At 38.5% G+C, this 17,961-nt stretch carries 9 protein-coding genes; 4 read left to right on the plus strand and 5 right to left on the minus strand.

All coding sequences use genetic code 11. The annotated features are described in order from the left end of the window. Nucleotides 1-4: 4 nt before the first annotated feature. The 5 genes from B2O97_RS01700 to B2O97_RS01720 form a co-directional block, all read right to left on the minus strand. Nucleotides 5-3,331: a SusC/RagA family TonB-linked outer membrane protein gene (locus B2O97_RS01700; RefSeq protein ID WP_286766821.1), complete on the minus strand. Its 3,327-nt coding sequence runs from the start codon at nucleotides 3,329-3,331 to the stop codon at nucleotides 5-7. A gap of 23 nt (nucleotides 3,332-3,354) precedes the next feature. After that, a complete protein-coding gene (locus B2O97_RS01705; protein WP_159332730.1) occupies nucleotides 3,355-4,479 on the minus strand; it encodes an ROK family protein in 1,125 nt (374 codons plus the stop codon). 403 nt (nucleotides 4,480-4,882) lie between these two features. Continuing rightward, nucleotides 4,883-6,772: a SusD/RagB family nutrient-binding outer membrane lipoprotein gene (locus tag B2O97_RS01710; protein ID WP_139144928.1), complete on the minus strand. Its 1,890-nt coding sequence runs from the start codon at nucleotides 6,770-6,772 to the stop codon at nucleotides 4,883-4,885. A gap of 11 nt (nucleotides 6,773-6,783) precedes the next feature. Further along, nucleotides 6,784-9,894 carry a SusC/RagA family TonB-linked outer membrane protein gene (locus tag B2O97_RS01715; protein WP_286709401.1) on the minus strand — a complete coding sequence of 1,037 codons (3,111 nt, stop codon included), beginning with the start codon at nucleotides 9,892-9,894 and terminating at the stop codon, nucleotides 6,784-6,786. Nucleotides 9,895-9,919: 25 nt separating this feature from the next. Next, a complete protein-coding gene (locus B2O97_RS01720; protein ID WP_286709402.1) occupies nucleotides 9,920-11,086 on the minus strand; it encodes an ROK family protein in 1,167 nt (388 codons plus the stop codon). A gap of 249 nt (nucleotides 11,087-11,335) precedes the next feature. Here B2O97_RS01720 and B2O97_RS01725 point away from each other — a divergent pair, with 249 nt between their 5' ends. From B2O97_RS01725 to B2O97_RS01740, 4 genes are all read left to right on the plus strand, one after another. Next, entirely contained in the window at nucleotides 11,336-12,547 is a 1,212-nt protein-coding gene (locus B2O97_RS01725; protein ID WP_286709403.1) for an acyltransferase family protein, read from the plus strand. A gap of 104 nt (nucleotides 12,548-12,651) precedes the next feature. Next, entirely contained in the window at nucleotides 12,652-12,930 is a 279-nt protein-coding gene (gene rpsO / locus B2O97_RS01730) for a 30S ribosomal protein S15 (protein ID WP_046674145.1), read from the plus strand. Nucleotides 12,931-13,246: 316 nt separating this feature from the next. Then, nucleotides 13,247-16,279 carry a hypothetical protein gene (locus B2O97_RS01735; RefSeq protein ID WP_286766822.1) on the plus strand — a complete coding sequence of 1,011 codons (3,033 nt, stop codon included), beginning with the start codon at nucleotides 13,247-13,249 and terminating at the stop codon, nucleotides 16,277-16,279. A 12-nt stretch (nucleotides 16,280-16,291) separates the two neighbouring features. After that, on the plus strand, nucleotides 16,292-17,956 hold the full coding sequence (locus B2O97_RS01740; RefSeq protein WP_286709405.1) for a DUF6443 domain-containing protein: 1,665 nt from the start codon (nucleotides 16,292-16,294) through the stop codon (nucleotides 17,954-17,956). Nucleotides 17,957-17,961 lie beyond the last annotated feature (5 nt).

The raw sequence follows: 17,961 nt of genomic DNA on the forward strand, positions 1-17,961 counted from the left end.
ATAATTAGAAGCTAGCACGTAGCATTAAACCATATGTTCTTGTTGCCGGACTTGTTCCTGCATTGGAAACTTGATCAACCCAATTTGACCCACCAGTCATTTGTTCAGGATCTAGATCCTTTATACTTCTGTAGATAAAGAATAAATTACGTCCAAATGCAGAGATTTGAAGGTTTTTAGCTCTTAATTTCTGTGCAACTGATTTTGGAAGACGATAAGCTATTGAAAGCTCGCGCATCTTGATATAATTATTCTTTTGTACATATAGTTCGTAACGTGAGTTAGAATATTGTGGTCCGCCCCAATTGTATGTGTTGTTGTAATAAACGGCCTGTGAAATAATATTGTCGTTTTGCGATCCGTCAGCTTTAACTCCAGACATCAGCATCCCATCATGATAAACAGTCTCTCCATTTGGACCTGTACTTCCAGTTGTTGCGATCCCTTTTCCATTGGCGATATAGTAGCTAAGCCCACCATGTTCTGTATCCATGTTGTTTAAACTTTCCTCTAAGAGGCCTCTACTGATCATCCAGTTTATACCGGTAGGCATGACATGACCACCCCAGCGAAAATCAAGTAAGGCATCCAAGGTGAAATTTTTATACGTGAATGTATTTGTTAAACCACCAACAGCTTTAGGCATTGCATTTCCTGCTTTGATCCAAGAATTGGCATCCACTTGGTATAAGCCGTTATCTTGGACAATTTTATTTCCATTTGCATCAGTTGCTACTGGATGTACCATGATATCGCCCATAGGTTGGCCTACTTTTGATACTAATTGTGCAGCTGCACCATCATAATCTTTATGCAAAAGTTCGGAAACGCCACCTGGCAACTCTTCTACGATATTTTTATTCATCGAGAAGTTCAGTACTGTATTCCATTTAAAATTCTCATGCTGTATTGGTGTACCCGTTATTCCGAATTCCCATCCTTTGTTGCGTAAAGTTCCCACATTTGCAACGATTGAACTCGATCCCATGGAAATAGGTAAGGTGTAATTCAGGATTTGATCTTGGATTAAGCCGTTATAATAGGTGATATCAAACCCTAAGCGATTGTTAAGTAATCGGGTTTCCAAACCAAATTCATACTCTTTTTTTCGTTCCGATTTAATTTTCTCATTTCCAAAGGCACTCGTTGGCACATTTGTGTAAATTACAGCTTGGCCACCTTGAGTCTGTACCCCCATTGTGTTTTGCGTGTAACTTAATGGGCTTTGATAGATCTGTGGATAGTTACCAACGATACCAAATGACCCTCTTAATTTAGCATAACTGAATATTTCAGGTAAATGGAATGCTTCAGATAATACCAAACTTGAGTTTACGGAAGGGTAGAAAGTTACATTGTTGTCTGGGTGCATTGTTGAGATAATTTCTCTTCTCAATGTTCCTTCAAGAAACCAGTAATTTTTATAGTTAAAGTTTAAGGTTCCAAACAAGGCATCTCTTAATTGATTTCTTCGGTAATTATATTTGGAATTTCCACCAATAGTGTTCACAGAAGCATTGATATCATACCAATTTCGAACACTTAGTCCCCCTGCAGTTTCACGTTGTACATAGGTATCCTGACTCTTGGTTGCAGTATAGCCGAGCATCGCGCCTACTTTGATATCCTGATTGATCTGTTTGCTATATGAAGCCAAAAAGTCTGCATAATAGATGTTTGCATTTTGTTGACCTAAACCAAAATACCCTGTGTTTTCATAAGCTAGTGGTTTCTCATTTGGCTGCTTATCCTCGGTGCGAAGTGAGGTCATATCTGCCGAGAAACGTGCTCTTAAAGAGAAATCACTTGTTACTTGCCAGGTATTTGTTACTGATCCTAAAACGCGATTGGAATATTCATCATATTGTCTTGCTTTTGAGTTCCAGATAAAATCCAATACGTCTGTTTTATAGCCATTATATATCAAATTTTCTGATGGTGTTAAGCTTTGGTCTGTGCCCGTAACATATTTATAGCCTAAGCTTGTTTTATATTTGTTTAGATACCACTCCGGATTGTCAAATGTTGAAATCATCCCGGTGAAGTTATTGATTAAACGATCCGTAAGGAATGGTCTGTTATGTGTATGTTGGTTCACATAATTAACGACCACGTCTGTTGTTAATTTATCCCAAAGTTTGAACGAGGAATTTAAATTGGCAATATTCTTCTTGTTTGAAGATTCAAGCGCGGTCATCTGATTATCCTGACGTGTGACCGAGAATCTTGTATTTGAATTTTCAGTAGTATGACCAAGGGCTAAATTGAATGAAGTATTATTTGGGTTGTTGAATAGTTTGTTGTACGAATTTTGAGCTGAATATGGACGTACAACACCGTCCCAAGAAATAATGTCTTTACCGTCAAATTTAGGTCCAAAGTTTACAGTAGCCGGAAGTACGCCACGCGTTACGCCGTTGATAGCTCGGCTATTATCATAATAGAAAAACATATCATCAGCCTGTCCATCATTCTGATAGGCTTTTGTATAACCAGGGCCTCTGACATCTTGAAATCTTGGTAGATAAGCAATTTTATCATGCGTGTAGGTGGCATTAAAATCTATAGAAAAACCCTTTCCACCTTTCCCTGATTTTGTCGTTACCAATACTACCCCGTTCATTGCTTCTGATCCATACAAAGCTGCGGCAGAAGCACCTTTTAGAATGCTGATATTCTCAATATCTTCCGGGTTGAGATCTTCTAAACCATTTCCTCTAGCGCGTTGGTCACCCCAGTAATCAGAATTGTTAAAAGAGGTTTGTCGCATTGGTACCCCATCGATAATAACCAATGGCTGTGAGTTTCCTGTGATTGAGTTAGTACCACGGATATTGATGTTAATACCCGATGTTGCTCCTCCAGGTGCTGCTGAAATACGAACTCCAGGTGCTTTACCATACAATGCCCCCGCAAAGTTCGGTGAACCGGTTTTTGTTAACTCTTTAGAGTCGACCGTGCTCATGGCATAACCAAGCTCCTTTGGAGCACGTTTAATACCCATAGCAGTAACAACAACTTCCTCCAGGTTGGAAGCATCCTCTGTTAATTTAATGTTTATCGTTTTTGAGGAACCAACGACTATTTCTTGGGATTTGTATCCGACAATGGATACACGTAAGACTTCACCCTGTGAAGCTTGAATTGTAAAAGCCCCATTGGCGCCCGTTTGAGTACCTCTGGTTGTTCCCTTAACAGAAACTGTTGCGCCAGAGACAGGTCCATTAGCATCTGAAACTATTCCAGAAATGCTTTGCTGCGCATAAAGCGATGTAGCACTGAAAAGTGTACATAACGCCAATCCTGCAGTTTTTTTGTAAAATAGACTCATGTTTTAGGTATTTGTGTAAAACGTTAGTTAATAATGTTTGTGATGTATTTTTCTATGACTAATGCTGTTGTGCCGAGTTGCTGCGCTCTTTTGTGCAGGTCGGAGATCTCAATGCTTGTTTTCTTCGATATTTTAGGAATGCTGTATTCATTTACTGCAACTTGGATATGAGGCGCAAGGATATAACCGATTTCCGCTCCACGACCACTGATGATAATTTTGTTCGGATTGAGAATATGTATCAACGTTGATATTCCTTTACCTAATAAGTACCCAATTTTTCCAATATTATTGATTGCGATCTGATCACCAATTTGAACGGATTCAATAAGAGCTTCAGCTTTGTTGTCATATTCTTCTACGAGTTTTTCATATATAGAGTATTCGCCGTTTTTTATATCCTTTTCAATATTTCGGATGGCAGCGCTCACAGAGGCTTCCACTTCTAAACACCCTCTCTTTCCGCAAGAGCATAGTGTTAATTCATCGGAAAGGGGGATGTGGCTAAACTCACCAGCAAAACCAGAAGTTCCTTTAAAGATGTCGTCATTAATAAGAATACCCAAACCTACCCCCCAATTAAGATTAATGACAAGGGAGTGCGAGGAATCTTGTGCATTCCCGAATTTTTTTTCAGCCCAGGCGACACAACGTGAATCGTTGTCAATTACTGCAGGCACGTTAAACTTTTGTTCGATGAGTTCCTTTATATTATATAAAGCGGAATCACTGTTGTAGGATTCATTTAGCCCTGTTTCTGAATTGACAAAACCTGGCATGCTAATCCCTATGCCGATAACCTGTTTTAAATCAATATTATTTAAAGAAAAAAAGCGATCTACAGTTTTTAATAGTACGTTTGCTGCATCAGAATCTCTAAGATCGACTGGAAGATTTTCTAACGATGAGATAATATCCCCTTTAAGGTTTGATAAGGTAATTGCTGTATAGAATTGATCGATAGATAGGCTGACGATTGTATAGCTTAAATCTTCATTAATCATATACTGCATAGCCTTTCTTCCACCTGTCGATGCAGCATAACCTTTCTCAACTACGATATTCTTTGAAAGAAGTTCGTTGATTTGTTTGGTGACAGAAGGTATACTTCGTGAAAGTGAGTTCGCAATATCTGCAATCGGTTGCATAGGCCGATAATACAAATTCCTTAAAATCTCTACGACCATTTCTATTTAAGCTTCATTAATGAGTAATTATTTGGTTTTTAATGTTTTTCAATAATGATATTATACTTTTTAATATCATTGGTAGTTGGTTTTTAGCTCAATTGCTCTACTTAATTTAGGTGTGTGGCAGTTGAGTTTTTCTGTGTTTGTTTTTAGTTTATAAATAAAGATATAGATACTTTCTTTTAAGTTCCAAATTCTTTTTAAAAAATTTAAAAAGAATTTGATAGATTCTTTATTTTTAAGGGAATGGAGTGCTTCTTTTGAATTAATAATAAGTGTTATTGTAACAAATATACTGATCAATATTGTTGTAAACTAGAAAAGCCGGCTCAAGGCCGGCTTTTCTGGTGTTATAAAGAAATTATTTTTGTTTGGCCCACCATAGGGGTGTAAATACACCATCTGATCCACCTAATAAGGATACCGCTTTATCATAATTTGCCTGATCAGCATTTCTAAATGATGAAGGATAGCTCGTTCTTTGCGGAAAGAAATCTACTTGGTTTTTTGTGTAATTTGCACTTGTCAATTGTGGCATTGTTGCGATGGCCGTTTCGACAGCAGGATTTTCAAAGAAAGGAAGACCCAAACGGCGTTGGTCGTTCCATGCCTCAAGGCATAAGTATGGAAATGAGGCAATATATTTTTGAGTAATAATTTTTGTCAACTTATCATTCTTGATTGACCCATTTTTATAGATCGTATTTTCAGGATACTTGATTGTGGCAGTTCCTGTAGCATTCGTATAACCGTCTTTGTATTTGACAGTGAATGTCGCAGCAGGCTCCGCTGTATGATCATATTTTACTGAAGTTCCCACGCGGTTGTAGTTTTCTGATGCCAAGTATTGACCGAGGTAAGACGATACTTCCCAGTAGTTAAAGTTTTCTGAAATACCTTTTTCATAGGCGACTTTGTCAGATATAGGGGTGTTCCAGCCCCTCAAAGCTGCTTCAGCAATCAAAAAATAACTTTCCCATGAAGCGAAGAACAAACGTTTCTGCGTGCTTGTTCTGAACTTTTTGATCATGCCTGGAATACGACCATTTTGTGCTCTAAGCACGATGTTTGACGATTTAGCCCCCCATGTACCTGAAGTAAACGCATTCCATGTGTATGAAGTTTTGAAATTTAGGGTTGTGCCATCTGGTTTTTTGATTTGAGCATCCTGATTGCTAGCATCGGTCCAATATTGTGGGTCGGATGTATGACCTGGAATAAAGAAAGCTTTATACGCTCTTGGATCCATTTTATTTGGAATCCCATCTAAGTAATAACCTTGGCTTGGGTCATTTGACATCGTGGAGAAGTTATCCAGGTAACGGATACCAAAATCGTCTTCGTTCTTGATTTTGCTTACAACTTCGGTTTCCGTAAATTGATCCGCAGTTTTGATACCACCCAATCCGATAAATATATTGTTTAATGTAGCAGATAGTAGTTGTGTATTCCAAGAACGGCTCATTACACCTGTCAGTGGATCCCAACCGTCTTTTTCCTGTACGCCGAAATTTTGTGCAGCTGTTTCAATGTATTTATTCGTTTTAACAGCATCTTCAAATTCAGTCTTTGCTTTCGTTGCATCAACCTCTGATAAGCGCATTGCTAAACGCATACGCATTGAATTCGCATAGCGGATCCAATTGTCCCATTTGAAACCGTAAGCGGCATCATAGTTTTCAATACCCGAATTGCTGACAGCTGGATCGATTTTCGATTGAGCATCTTTTAATTCAGTCAATAGATAATAATAAACGTCTTTTACAGAATCAAACTGTGGATTGACTCCTTGAAACCCCTTAGTCGGTATTGGTCCAAAATTGTCACTTAATTCACTTAATAAGTATGCCCTCCAAATTCTGGCCACTTGGATCATGTTTTGATTGTAAACTGCAGCAGTACCATTTTGTGTTTTCTTATCTGCAATTTCGATGGTTGCATTGGCATTATTCAGCCAACCGGAAATACTCGACCAATAGAGTGAATTAAAGTCATCACTTTGTTGTCCTATATTGATGAAATTAAAGTATTGCTGGTGTGCAGCGGTTTTCCAGGAATAAATAAATAAACGTTCAGCTAATCCAGGATCTTGTTGCGCTCCGATAATGGAGTTGTTCAAAAAATATTCTGGTTTGACTTGCTGATCATTTGCAGCAGTTTGATCTATATTAATATCCTCAAGCTTTGTACAAGAGGTAGCTGCGCTTCCTAATAATATTGCTAGCGCTATTTTTGATAGTGTATTTTTCATGATAATTCAGATTAGAAGCCAATAGATAGGTTTAAGAAATAAGAACGTGAGGTTGGAAATGATAAATTTTCAAATCCAACAGCGTTTGAACTCATCGCATAAGTGGATTCTGGATCTACCCCATTTGCGTAACTTTTTAGCATGGCTAAGTTATTGACTGATACACCTACTTTTGCATTTTTAACGATAGATGATTTCAATAGGTTTTTAGGGATAGAGTAATTTAATTGCAAATTTCTAATCCTAACATTGGTTGCATTATATAAATTTTGTTCAGTAATACCTAAGTTGCCACTAGCTCCAGATACAGTTGTCCAGTAATCTTGCGGCGTAACTGCGACAGTACTTTTTTCGTATGCACCATTTTTTAGGATAACTCCATCAACAACAAATTTATCCCGACTTCCGTTAACAACTGTTTCGGCAGAAGAACCGCTAGCTTGTAGTGCACGCTGTGTTCCTGAGAAGAATTTTCCGCCAAATCTGCCATCGATTTGAAAACTTAGTCCGAAGTTTTTATAAGTGAAAGAGTTGGTGATACCAGCGAGGGCACGTGCAGTCTGATCACCCAGAAGCTCTGCTTCGTTAGATTTCGCTTGTGGTAAACCTGTACCGCTTAGGATAAGTTGTCCGTTATAAGGGCTGTTTGCATCTTCAACACGTAGGAACTTTGTTCCGAAAATAGCGCCATATCTTTGGTTTTCAGCTGCATATATTGCGAAATTGTCATAGCCGCCCAATGTCATACGTTTGGATTCAGGGTGTAATTCAAGGATTTTATTGAAATTGCGAGAAACATTGGCATTCAGATTCCATCTAAAGTTCTCTTTTCTGATTACATCGGCGTTTAATGTGATTTCAAATCCCTCGTTAAGAATATTACCTGCATTGGCTTTGAAAGCTCTATATCCAGATAGGTTGTTCATTGGGATGTCAATCAATTGATTTGTTGAGTTGTTTTTATAATATGTTAAATCCAAGCCAATTCGGTTGTTGAAAAATTTAGTCTCTAAACCTACTTCAATTGATTTTTGCAGTTCATTAACCACGTTCTCATCATACAGAACATCTCGTTTGGATGCAGTTGTATTATTATTAGGGTCATTACCAATAATATAAGTATTATATAATTGGTACGCGTCCATGTCGCGACCTGTTCTTGCATAAGATGCTCTCACCTTTGCAAAGTTGAACCAAGAAGGCATGCTTCCAGATTTATTGATCAGGTCGGAGATGACAAATGATGTGCTTACAGAAGGGTAAAAATAACTGTTATGATTTGGGTGTAAAGTGGATGTCCAGTCATTTCTTCCAGTGAAACTAACATACCAAATATTATCATAATTGATGTCAATGTTACCATAAATGGAATTAATCTGTTTTCTATTTATACTTTCAGTAATACCGGGATTGCCAATATTGTTGCCAATAGTAAATAAATTAGGTACCCTTAAATTGCCCGCACTTGCACTTAAAGAAGTACGGCTACGGTCCATGATCTGTCCATAGATTGCGGCACTACCACCCCATTTACCGAATAGATTGTCTTTTCTTGCCTGTAAACTTGCGATATAATTGTTCTCATAAAACTTGTCTGTACCTGTGCCATACGAATTGTTTATATGAGATCCTGTATATGTTTTATCTTCGTATTTCGTCGAATAGTTATCAGAACCCACACGTACATCTGCACTTAACCAGTCATTAAAATCGTACTTTACAGTAGCGTTCATCAAATAACGATCACGGGTATCACGACTTAACTTGTTGTTAGCAGCCCAATAAGGGTTAATTCCTGAATCTTCCAAATACCAACTTTGTTTCACACCCAATTCATCCATTCCAGGTTTAAATTGCGTAATGTCCAAACTTCTTGGGAAAGTTAACAACTGTGAATAATAATTACCTCCATTCACACCGCCAACTGCACGATTATAGGCCATATTACGCATGTATTGTACCTTTACGTCAGTAGTCCACTGATTACGCTGACCAAATTTGGCGTTTACTCTATTAATTAAATTCAGGCGGTTTAATTTTTGGCCGGGAGATTTGCTGTTATCATGCAAATAAGTCGCTGACGAATATACATTGACTTTTTCGGAAACTGCCTGTTGAAAATTGATGTTCTGGGTGGTATTGAATCCTGTTTTGAAGAAATTACCGATATTATCGTAGGCTTTTAAATTTGTTTTCGTACCATTCCATAACTCAACTTCCTGCCCTGTTATCTTTTCACCCCAAGATCCTGTAGCTAATTTACCGTATACTCCACCATCGCCTTGAGAGAAGTCACTCTGTAGCTTTGGCGTCATAAAGATGTTTTCAATACCGGTAATGGTCGAATAAGAAATTCCAACACCGTCTTTTGCTTTACCACTTTTGGTTGTAATCAAAATAACACCGTTTGAAGCGCGTGATCCATAAAGCGCAGAAGCAGCACCACCTTTTAAGACAGACATGCTCTCGATATCTTCCGGATTTAAGTCTCCTAATCCACTTCCCATATCGGCTGATGGATTCCAGAAATCATTGTTTTTGGCTCCCGCAAAATTATCCATAGGTACACCATCAACAACGATTAATGGTTGGTTGTCTCCAGTAATGGAATTGAATCCGCGAAGAATAATTTTCGAAGATGATGAAGGTCCGTTTGAACCTTTAACAACCTGAAGACTGGAAACCTTGCCCGCTAGTGCATTGGCTATGTTGTTTTCTCTGGCATCCGTCAATGCAGTACCTTGTATATCTTGAAATGAATAACCAAGACTTCTTTTTTCACGTTTAACTCCCATTGCTGTAACGACCACTTCTCCCAAAGTCGATTCATCGCTTGTTAAGGATACATTAATCGTTTTAGTTGTTCCCACCACAATTTCCTGAGGTTTATAGCCTATTAGTGAAATACGTAATGTTTCGCCTTGTGCAGCTTGTATATTAAATGCCCCACTTGCAGTCGACTGGGTAGCTCTATTTGTTCCCTTTACGGAAATAGTAGCACCTGCAATTGGCCCCTTGGCATCTGAAACTGTTCCAGAAATGCCTTGCTGTGCAAATAGCGATGTTGCACTGAAGAGTGTGCACAAAGCTAATCCAGCTGTTTTTTTGTAGAATAGACTCATCTTTAAGTGTTTAATTTATAAATAATTATTTAGTTAGGATTCTGTTGATATGGTTTTCCACGACGATAGCTGCAGTACCCTTTATTTGAGCATGTTTGTTCAATTCTGACATTTGAATCTGTGTTGTTTTTGCAATTTCAGGGATGCAAAATTCATTAATGGCAATTTGTATTTGAGGATTCAGAATTCTCCCGAGTTCTGCACCTCTTCCGCTGACAATGATTTGTTTTGGATTAAGAATATGGATGAGCGTTGATATGCCTTTGCCGAGCATGTAACCTATTTTTCCGATATTGTTAATCGCAATTTGGTCTCCAACATGAGTCGCTTCGATCAGTGCATCGATTTTGTTTAGATTACTCTTTACAAACGTACTATAAATCGAATACTCATTGTTTTGAATATCGTTCTCCGTACTTCGAATGGCGGCATCCAATGATGCTTCAACTTCAAGGCATCCCCGTTTACCACAGGAGCATAAGGTGTTGTTGTCGGAAAGAGGGATATGGCTAAATTCTCCAGCAAAACCTGATTCGCCCTTAAAAACAGTTCCATTAATGATAATTCCTAATCCAACTCCCCAGTTTAGATTAATAATAAGTGAGTGCTCGATGTATTTCGCAGCCCCAAATTCTTTCTCTGCAATGGCTATGCAGCGAGAATCATTCTCTATGATTGTTGTCAGTTTATATTTTTTTTCAATCCTGCTTTTTATTTCATACAAAGGATGCGTATTGATATAGGATTCATTGACGCCCAATTCTGAATTAACAAAACCAGGCATACTAATTCCAATACCTATAATCCGATCTAATGAAATCGTTGAAGATGCTAAAATTCGGTCAATTTCGGATAAAAGGAGCTCTGAAGACTCTTCGGAATTTAAGTCTAACGGTATATCCCTATGCTCTAATATTGTCTTTTGAGTTAAATCGGTAATTGTGCATGTCGAAAAATGCTGATCACAAGAGATCGTCAATATATGGAAATCCAGGGACGGGTTGAGTGCAAATTGAATAGGTCGTCTTCCGCCAGTAGATTCTGCAAACCCACATTCAACAATGATCTTTTCTTCCAAAAGACGATTGATCACCTTGGTAATGGATGGCGTACTTTTCGAAAGCTTTTTTACCAACTCTGCTATGGACAGCGTTGAATCAAAATATAGGTTCTTCAGTATATCTTTTTCCATTGGTATTTGGTACAATTCATAAAGTTGGTTAAACTTTTGTTAAAGATATATTAAAAAGAAAGTAAGTTCCAAATACTTTTTAAACAATTTTAAAAAGTATCCCTTTTTTGACTAATAAGCCCATGCAAACGTTTGTTATTGTAACAAGGTTGTCGCTAAGTTTTCCTGTTTATGCCATTAAATTGTGGATTACGCATAAAAATGAAGGGCAAATACGTTATATTTACCTTTTAATTATACAATCTGATTATGAAACAACGCTATTACTCCTTGGATGTATTTCGTGGAGCTACTGTGGCACTGATGATTATGGTTAATAATCCGGGGACATGGGCTCATATGTTTGCACCGCTAAAACATGCAGAATGGCATGGATGTTCACCTACAGACCTCGTTTTTCCTTTTTTTCTTTTCGCAGTAGGTAATGCCATGTCTTTTGTTATACCTCGTTTACAGGAGGCAGGACCTGCAGTATTTTGGCAAAAAGTAATTAAACGGACGATCTTGATTTTTGCGATTGGACTTTTCATCAATTGGTGGCCTTTTGTGAAATGGGATGGTGCGGAGCTGGTTTTTAAACAATGGGTGGACGGAACGGATCCGAGCCGGGGAATTCGGATTTTCGGTGTGCTCCAACGCATCGCAGTCGCTTATTGTTTTGCTTCGATTTTAGCTTATTATTTTAAAGAAAAAACGATTATCTGGATCTCGGCAATCATACTGTTGTTATATTGGGCAATCTGTTCAATAGCCGGAGGAGCAGATCCCTATAGCTTGGAGGGCTGGTTCGGTACAAAGTATGATATAGCAATCCTAGGTTTGCCGCATGTTTACAAAGGGGAGGGGGTGCCATTTGATCCTGAAGGGCTGATGAGTACCTTGCCGACAATTGTTCAAGTTGTCTTTGGCTATTTAGTTGGTGTATTTATTAAAAAGCAAGGTCAGGTGGATTGGCTGTGGACGAAAGTGCCGGCCTCTAGTGAGCCTCATTTTAAATTGCTGGCGGGAATGTTTGTGACCGGATTTATTTTGGTCGTATTGGCTTGGATATGGGCCTTGGGTTTTCCGATCAATAAAAAAATATGGACGAGTTCCTATGTGCTCTATACAACAGGTTTGGCAACCATGACACTAGGTGGTATGATCTGGTTTATTGAAGTGCAGGGGGTGAAAAATAAATTGACACAGTTTTTTGATGTTTTTGGTAAAAATCCGTTATTCATCTTTGTATTGAGCGGTATTCTACCACGCTTTTTGGGATTGTTCCGTATTCCTGATGGCGTAAAAGAGGATGGTACACAAAAATACCTCGACGCTTTTGCCTGGTTTTATAAATATGTTTGTGCGAAAGTGCCTGGGATACCAGAAGTTGGTTCTTTTGTTTATTCGCTATGTTTCTTAACGTTGATGTGGGTAATCTGCTATTGGTTGGACAAGAAGAAAATCTACATAAAGGTTTAGTAGTAGCTGAACCTTTGCTTATTAAATTATTTTGGAAACCGAAGATTTTTGCTATCTTTGCAGCCAATTAATAAAATTTTTAACGCTTTAATATTATTCAGGAAATGTATTTAAGTAAAGAGTACAAAGCTGATATCTTCGCAGAATTTGCTGGATCAGCTACAAACACAGGATCTACTGAAGGTCAAGTTGCTTTATTCACTAAGAGAATTGCTCACTTAACTGAGCACTTGAAAAAAAACAGAAAAGATTTCGGTACACAACGTGCCCTACAAATGTTAGTAGGTAAACGTCGTTCATTATTAGCTTATCTTTACAAAAAAGATATCAACCGTTACCGTGCGATCATTAAAGGTCTAGGTTTACGTGATATTATCAAATAAGCTTTAATACAAAGGTGTTAAGAAAGCCATCCAATTTTTGGATGGCTTTTTTTGTTTATAAAAATAACACGTTTGATTTGGAGACAAATTCGTTTACTTTTTAATACTATCCGAAAATTATCTACGGGACTTTTTTCGTCAAATATGGATAGATAGGGAGGTGTCAATTCAATTGATCTTAATAAATAAATGTATTTTTCACACTTTAATTTTGAAAGTTTTTTTATCTTTAAAAAGATAATTATTTTTCAAGTTGTCGAACAAAGAGAATCATTGAAAATACTTGTTTCTTTTTGTTTAAAAGCCAAAATTAACCATGAAAAGAAACACTTTGAATATGAAAAGAGGTATGTTAAAAAATTTTTTCACTTTTACCGTAGCTATATTATGTTTTTTTAATAGAGGATGGTCGCAAAATATTATTGTGCCGCCTTCTCCAACATCGGAAAAATTCATTCAGTACCATAGTCTGCCTGCTTCTAACAGTTATGGTAATGTAGATATTTCTATTCCCTTCACCGATTTAAAGAATGGCGATATTAAACTAAGTGTAGGACTAAATTATAAAACTGACGGAATAAAATACGATGAATCGATCGGTGAGATTGGTCTGGGATGGATTCTTTCCAGTAATTATAGGGTTAGCCGCGAAATAAATGGGTTTCCTGATGAGTCTACTACATTTTTCTCGTCATTTCAAGATTCTTTAAATGTTCTATATACCAATAACCTTTTGCGAGATAGATTTTTGGCAAATTTTGTCAATAGCAATCAGGTTTACCCATCAAAATTTGGTAGAAAGAACTGGGATGCTGATTACGATATCTTTTCTTATATTACTCCTGAGGGTAGCGGACAATTTATCCTTGACCCAGTTAGCCGTCAGCCCATTGTAATGAGCGGTAGCCGCTTATATAAGATAGAGATTGATATAGTTGCGAATGATATTAAAGGCTTTAAAGTGATAAGTGATACTGGTATCAAATATTTTTTTGGAACAGACAATTCTACAGGAGACAGATATATCGAAGAAGTAAATGGGACTGAGATGTTTGGTATGTCGAAATCCTCGTGGATGATCTATCGAATTGAAGATTTAAATAATAATTTTATTAGATTCAGTTATGATAAATATAATGTTTATCCGAAAAATATTAGGAGCAACTATGTTTCATACAGATCCATGAGTTATAATCAATCTTCCTCAATATCGGCAGGCTTTAGTAATAGCCCGTATTATGGTACATATTATTTGAAAGAAATAAATACATCGAATAATATCAAGATTGAGCTGAAGAGAATAAGTTCTAGCGATTATAAACTGGACTATATTAGCTTATTTCAAAGAAGCAGTCTTTTGCGTAAAATGATATTGGGACGAAATGGATCATTTTTAAAAACGGCTAAAATATTTGATGGTAACTCAGTTCAGCAAGGTCAAGGTTATATTCTCAGTTATAATAGAGAAAGCGAATATGCGAGCATAATAGCTTCATCTATTCCTGATTATTGGGGCTATTATAAGTTATTATATGGAAGTGTACCTCCTTCAACAAATATTCCACGATTTTGGTATAGCCTGTATTGCGATTTTTCAGGCTCATTTACAAATATGTTTACCAACAGCCTGGATGCTTTATTGACTGACTATAATAGAGATAGAACCGTTACTGACGATTCCGCAATCGCATTTTCGTTGAATACTGTCCAGTTTCCAACAGGAGGTGTTTTGAGGATGGGATACGAAAGTTCCCTCCACGATAATAAGAGGATAGGTATTCGCTTAAAATATCTATCTAATGGAGAAGGTAATTTACGGGATTCCATCGTATATTCCTATGAAGGTTCCCATATAGAATATGACATTGCTAACCAACAATATTATGTCAAAGAATCTGTTTATGGATTTGTACGCCCTCCTTATACGCAAAGATGGTTAGGTAGGTCAATGCAATTTAATGATAAACTTTCTTCAGATCTTCAAAAGGTTTACAATGAGGAATCTCCTGTTAGATATTCCAAGGTCACCGAAAATTATTATGTCAATCAATCCTACAAAGGTGCCGCACAATTTGAGTACAGCACATTTCAGCGGTATTCGTTTTCTACTTTTGGGGGTGGGGCTCCTTATAAATCGGTGGGAAGGATATTTTTTTCCTCAAATTACATGGGCTCTAATGGGCTGATGTGTTCAACGATGGAGCTGGAAACGTCTCCACGTCAATTCCCGGATTTTTTTGTAAGTACAAACTATTTAGGAAAGGAGATTAATTTGCTTAAGAAAACAGATTTTAAGTATGAAAATTCAATTCTTACTCCTGTTAAACGGGAAACATATAATTATCAACAGATATTAACACCTGCATACAACAGTTTAAAAGTTAGACTATTTCTTGAGGGAGAGTCAACTGAATATGATGAAGTTTATTCTTTTAGTGGTTTAGATTCCTATTTCAGTTATGGAACCTCCAGCCTCTATGGCTGTAGCAGTACATTGGTGAGTAAGAAAACCGAAACGTTTGATGGTACGGCGCCCCTGGAAGAAAGCGCGATCTATAGTTATAATAATGATCAGCAATTGATGAGTCAAACCTTGTCAACCAGTGATGGAAGAAATCGGAAGGATATATTTGTTTATCCCGCTAATTATTTATCGGGTGTTGCATGGATTGATAATCTGATTAGTAGAAATGTAAGATCACCTTTTCTTGAGAAAGTGTCTACGATTGATGGAAAAGTAGTTGCAGGAATTATCAATATATATAATTCAAATAGTTTACTTCAAACGGTATCAAAACTTAAGCTTAGCCAGCCTGTTGCATTGTCATTGTTTAAATTTAGTAATCGTGTTTTAGGAGTTGAACCGCCAACCGGAACATTATCTACTTTCTCCTCAGATAGTCGTTATGCGAAAGATTATGAAATTATATCCTATAACAATTATAGTAAGCCCCAGGAGCTAAAAAAGTTAGATGATGCTATCACGGTTTATCTTTGGGGTTACGGTGGCCAATATCCAATTATTGAAATCAAGAATGCGACCTATGCTGAAGTTGTGTCTGTGCTTACCCAAGCTACAATTGACAACCTGAACAGCATTAGTCAGACTGAAGCGACAATGGAGAGCCTGATCAAGGCAGCATCAGATAAGCTCCGCAGTGATTCCAGACTGGCTAAAGCGATGGTGACAACGTATACCTATAAACCCTTGGTTGGTATGACCAGTAAGACTGATGGCCGTGGAATAAAGGAAACCTATACCTACGACGGTATGCAGCGTCTGCAGGCGGTCCTTGACCACCTGAACCATGTAAACAGGTCTTTTGATTACCATTACCGTTCCAACTAAGCCTAATTGATTATGAAAAAGAACTTTTTAACACTGATATCCTTATTCGGGTTTGTTGCAGTACAGGGACAGCGGCTCCCGCAGGATACCTCGCTGAGTTCCTATAGCAACCAGATCAATATCCAGGCTCTCAGGAGCATTACGCTTACCAATGGCTTTTATATTCCTGCCCCCGCGGCAGGCAAAACTGTTACGATCAGTATTGTGGGCTTTCAGAATCTTGTGAGTACTCCTACAGCCGGACAGAATTATATAATGACCAAAACGTTCCGTAGTCCAGGTGTTACACTTGCTACATTGAATGCGCAGCGTACAATCGGAGATGAGAATCAGAGTATCCAGTACTTTGATGGTCTAGGAAGGCCTAGCCAAACGGTGCAGCTGATGGCCAGTCCAACGTATAAGGATATCGTCCAGCATATTGAATATGACGGATTTGGTCGTGAGTCGACGAAATATCTGCCCTATGGCGAGAAGTCAGGCAATGGTAGTTTCCGGGCTTCAGCAAAATCGACACAGTCGGATTTTTACAAAGATGGGGTAGGCTGGGATGCGGCAGCGGTGAAGACGCCGAATCCCTATGCGGTTACCGTTTTTGAAAACAGTCCGCTGAACCGCGTACTGGAACAGGGTGCTCCGGGTGCAGCCTGGCAGCCATTGGCAGTCTTGGGTACCGGACATACAGTAAAAACAGGTTATGGTACCAATACGGCTACGGGACTTGATGTTGTAAAGCTATGGACGGTAACGGCGAGCGGAGCCAGCGGTACGACGAACTACTCAGCGGGAAAACTCTACCGTACCACCACCCGGGATGAGAATACTGTCAATACGACCGATCGCAGTGGATCGGTGGACGAGTATAAAGATTTTGAGGGACGTGTTGTTCTCAAGCGGGTGTGGGAGAACGAGAGCAAAGCGCTGAATACCTATTATGTTTACGATGACTTTGGAGACCTGCGTTATGTAATCCCTCCTGCAGTGACGGGAACGAGTGTTAGTGAGCTTTCTACTGATGCGACATTTGCAAATTTTGACAACTATGTTTATGCCTATAAATACGACGGACGTCGGCGAGTGATCAAGAAGAAGATTCCCGGCAAAGGCTGGGAATACCTTGTTTACAACAAGAATGACCAGGTGGTATTCACACGTGATGCCGAGCAGCTCAAGCGTGAGGAGTGGAGCTTTACGAAATATGATGCATTCGGCCGTGTGGTGATGACCGGTGTTGAGAGAGGCCACGTCGGCGATAATCATGATTATCTGCAGCAGGCTTTGGCCGACTTTACAGGGCCTATGTGGGAAGATCGGGGCAGTGTGATGGAAGGGTATACGAACAATACCATCCCGCAGAATACGGATAATTTGACCATATTACAGGTCAATTACTACGATGACTATACCTTTGCCGGAGCGACTACACTTCCTGCGAGCGGGATCACAAAGAGTACTAAGATCAAGTCACTGCAGACGGGTACTAAAGTCTATCGGACAGACGGTGCCCAGCCGCTGCTGACGGTAATGTATTACGATGATTACGGGCGGGTGATCCAGAGTGCCTCAAAGAACCATCTCGATGGGACGGATTATGTGACCAATATCTATACTTTTCCTGGAGAGCTGGAGTTGCTACATTTGACCGGAGACTTTTTTAAAGGAAAAATTTACAACTAAAAGAG

The sequence above is a fragment of the Sphingobacterium sp. UBA865 genome, assembly GCF_002295765.1.
Classification (GTDB): domain Bacteria; phylum Bacteroidota; class Bacteroidia; order Sphingobacteriales; family Sphingobacteriaceae; genus Sphingobacterium; species Sphingobacterium multivorum.

Coding starts and splice junctions, on each gene's coding strand:
- B2O97_RS01725 (WP_286709403.1), top strand. CDS start 11,336: ATGAAACAACGCTATTACTCCTTGGATGTATTTCGTGGAGCTACTGTG.
- B2O97_RS01705 (WP_159332730.1), bottom strand. CDS start 4,479: ATGCAACCGATTGCAGATATTGCGAACTCACTTTCACGAAGTATACCT.
- rpsO (WP_046674145.1), top strand. CDS start 12,652: ATGTATTTAAGTAAAGAGTACAAAGCTGATATCTTCGCAGAATTTGCT.
- B2O97_RS01720 (WP_286709402.1), bottom strand. CDS start 11,086: ATGGAAAAAGATATACTGAAGAACCTATATTTTGATTCAACGCTGTCC.
- B2O97_RS01710 (WP_139144928.1), bottom strand. CDS start 6,772: ATGAAAAATACACTATCAAAAATAGCGCTAGCAATATTATTAGGAAGC.
- B2O97_RS01700 (WP_286766821.1), bottom strand. CDS start 3,331: ATGAGTCTATTTTACAAAAAAACTGCAGGATTGGCGTTATGTACACTT.
- B2O97_RS01715 (WP_286709401.1), bottom strand. CDS start 9,894: ATGAGTCTATTCTACAAAAAAACAGCTGGATTAGCTTTGTGCACACTC.
- B2O97_RS01735 (WP_286766822.1), top strand. CDS start 13,247: ATGAAAAGAAACACTTTGAATATGAAAAGAGGTATGTTAAAAAATTTT.
- B2O97_RS01740 (WP_286709405.1), top strand. CDS start 16,292: ATGAAAAAGAACTTTTTAACACTGATATCCTTATTCGGGTTTGTTGCA.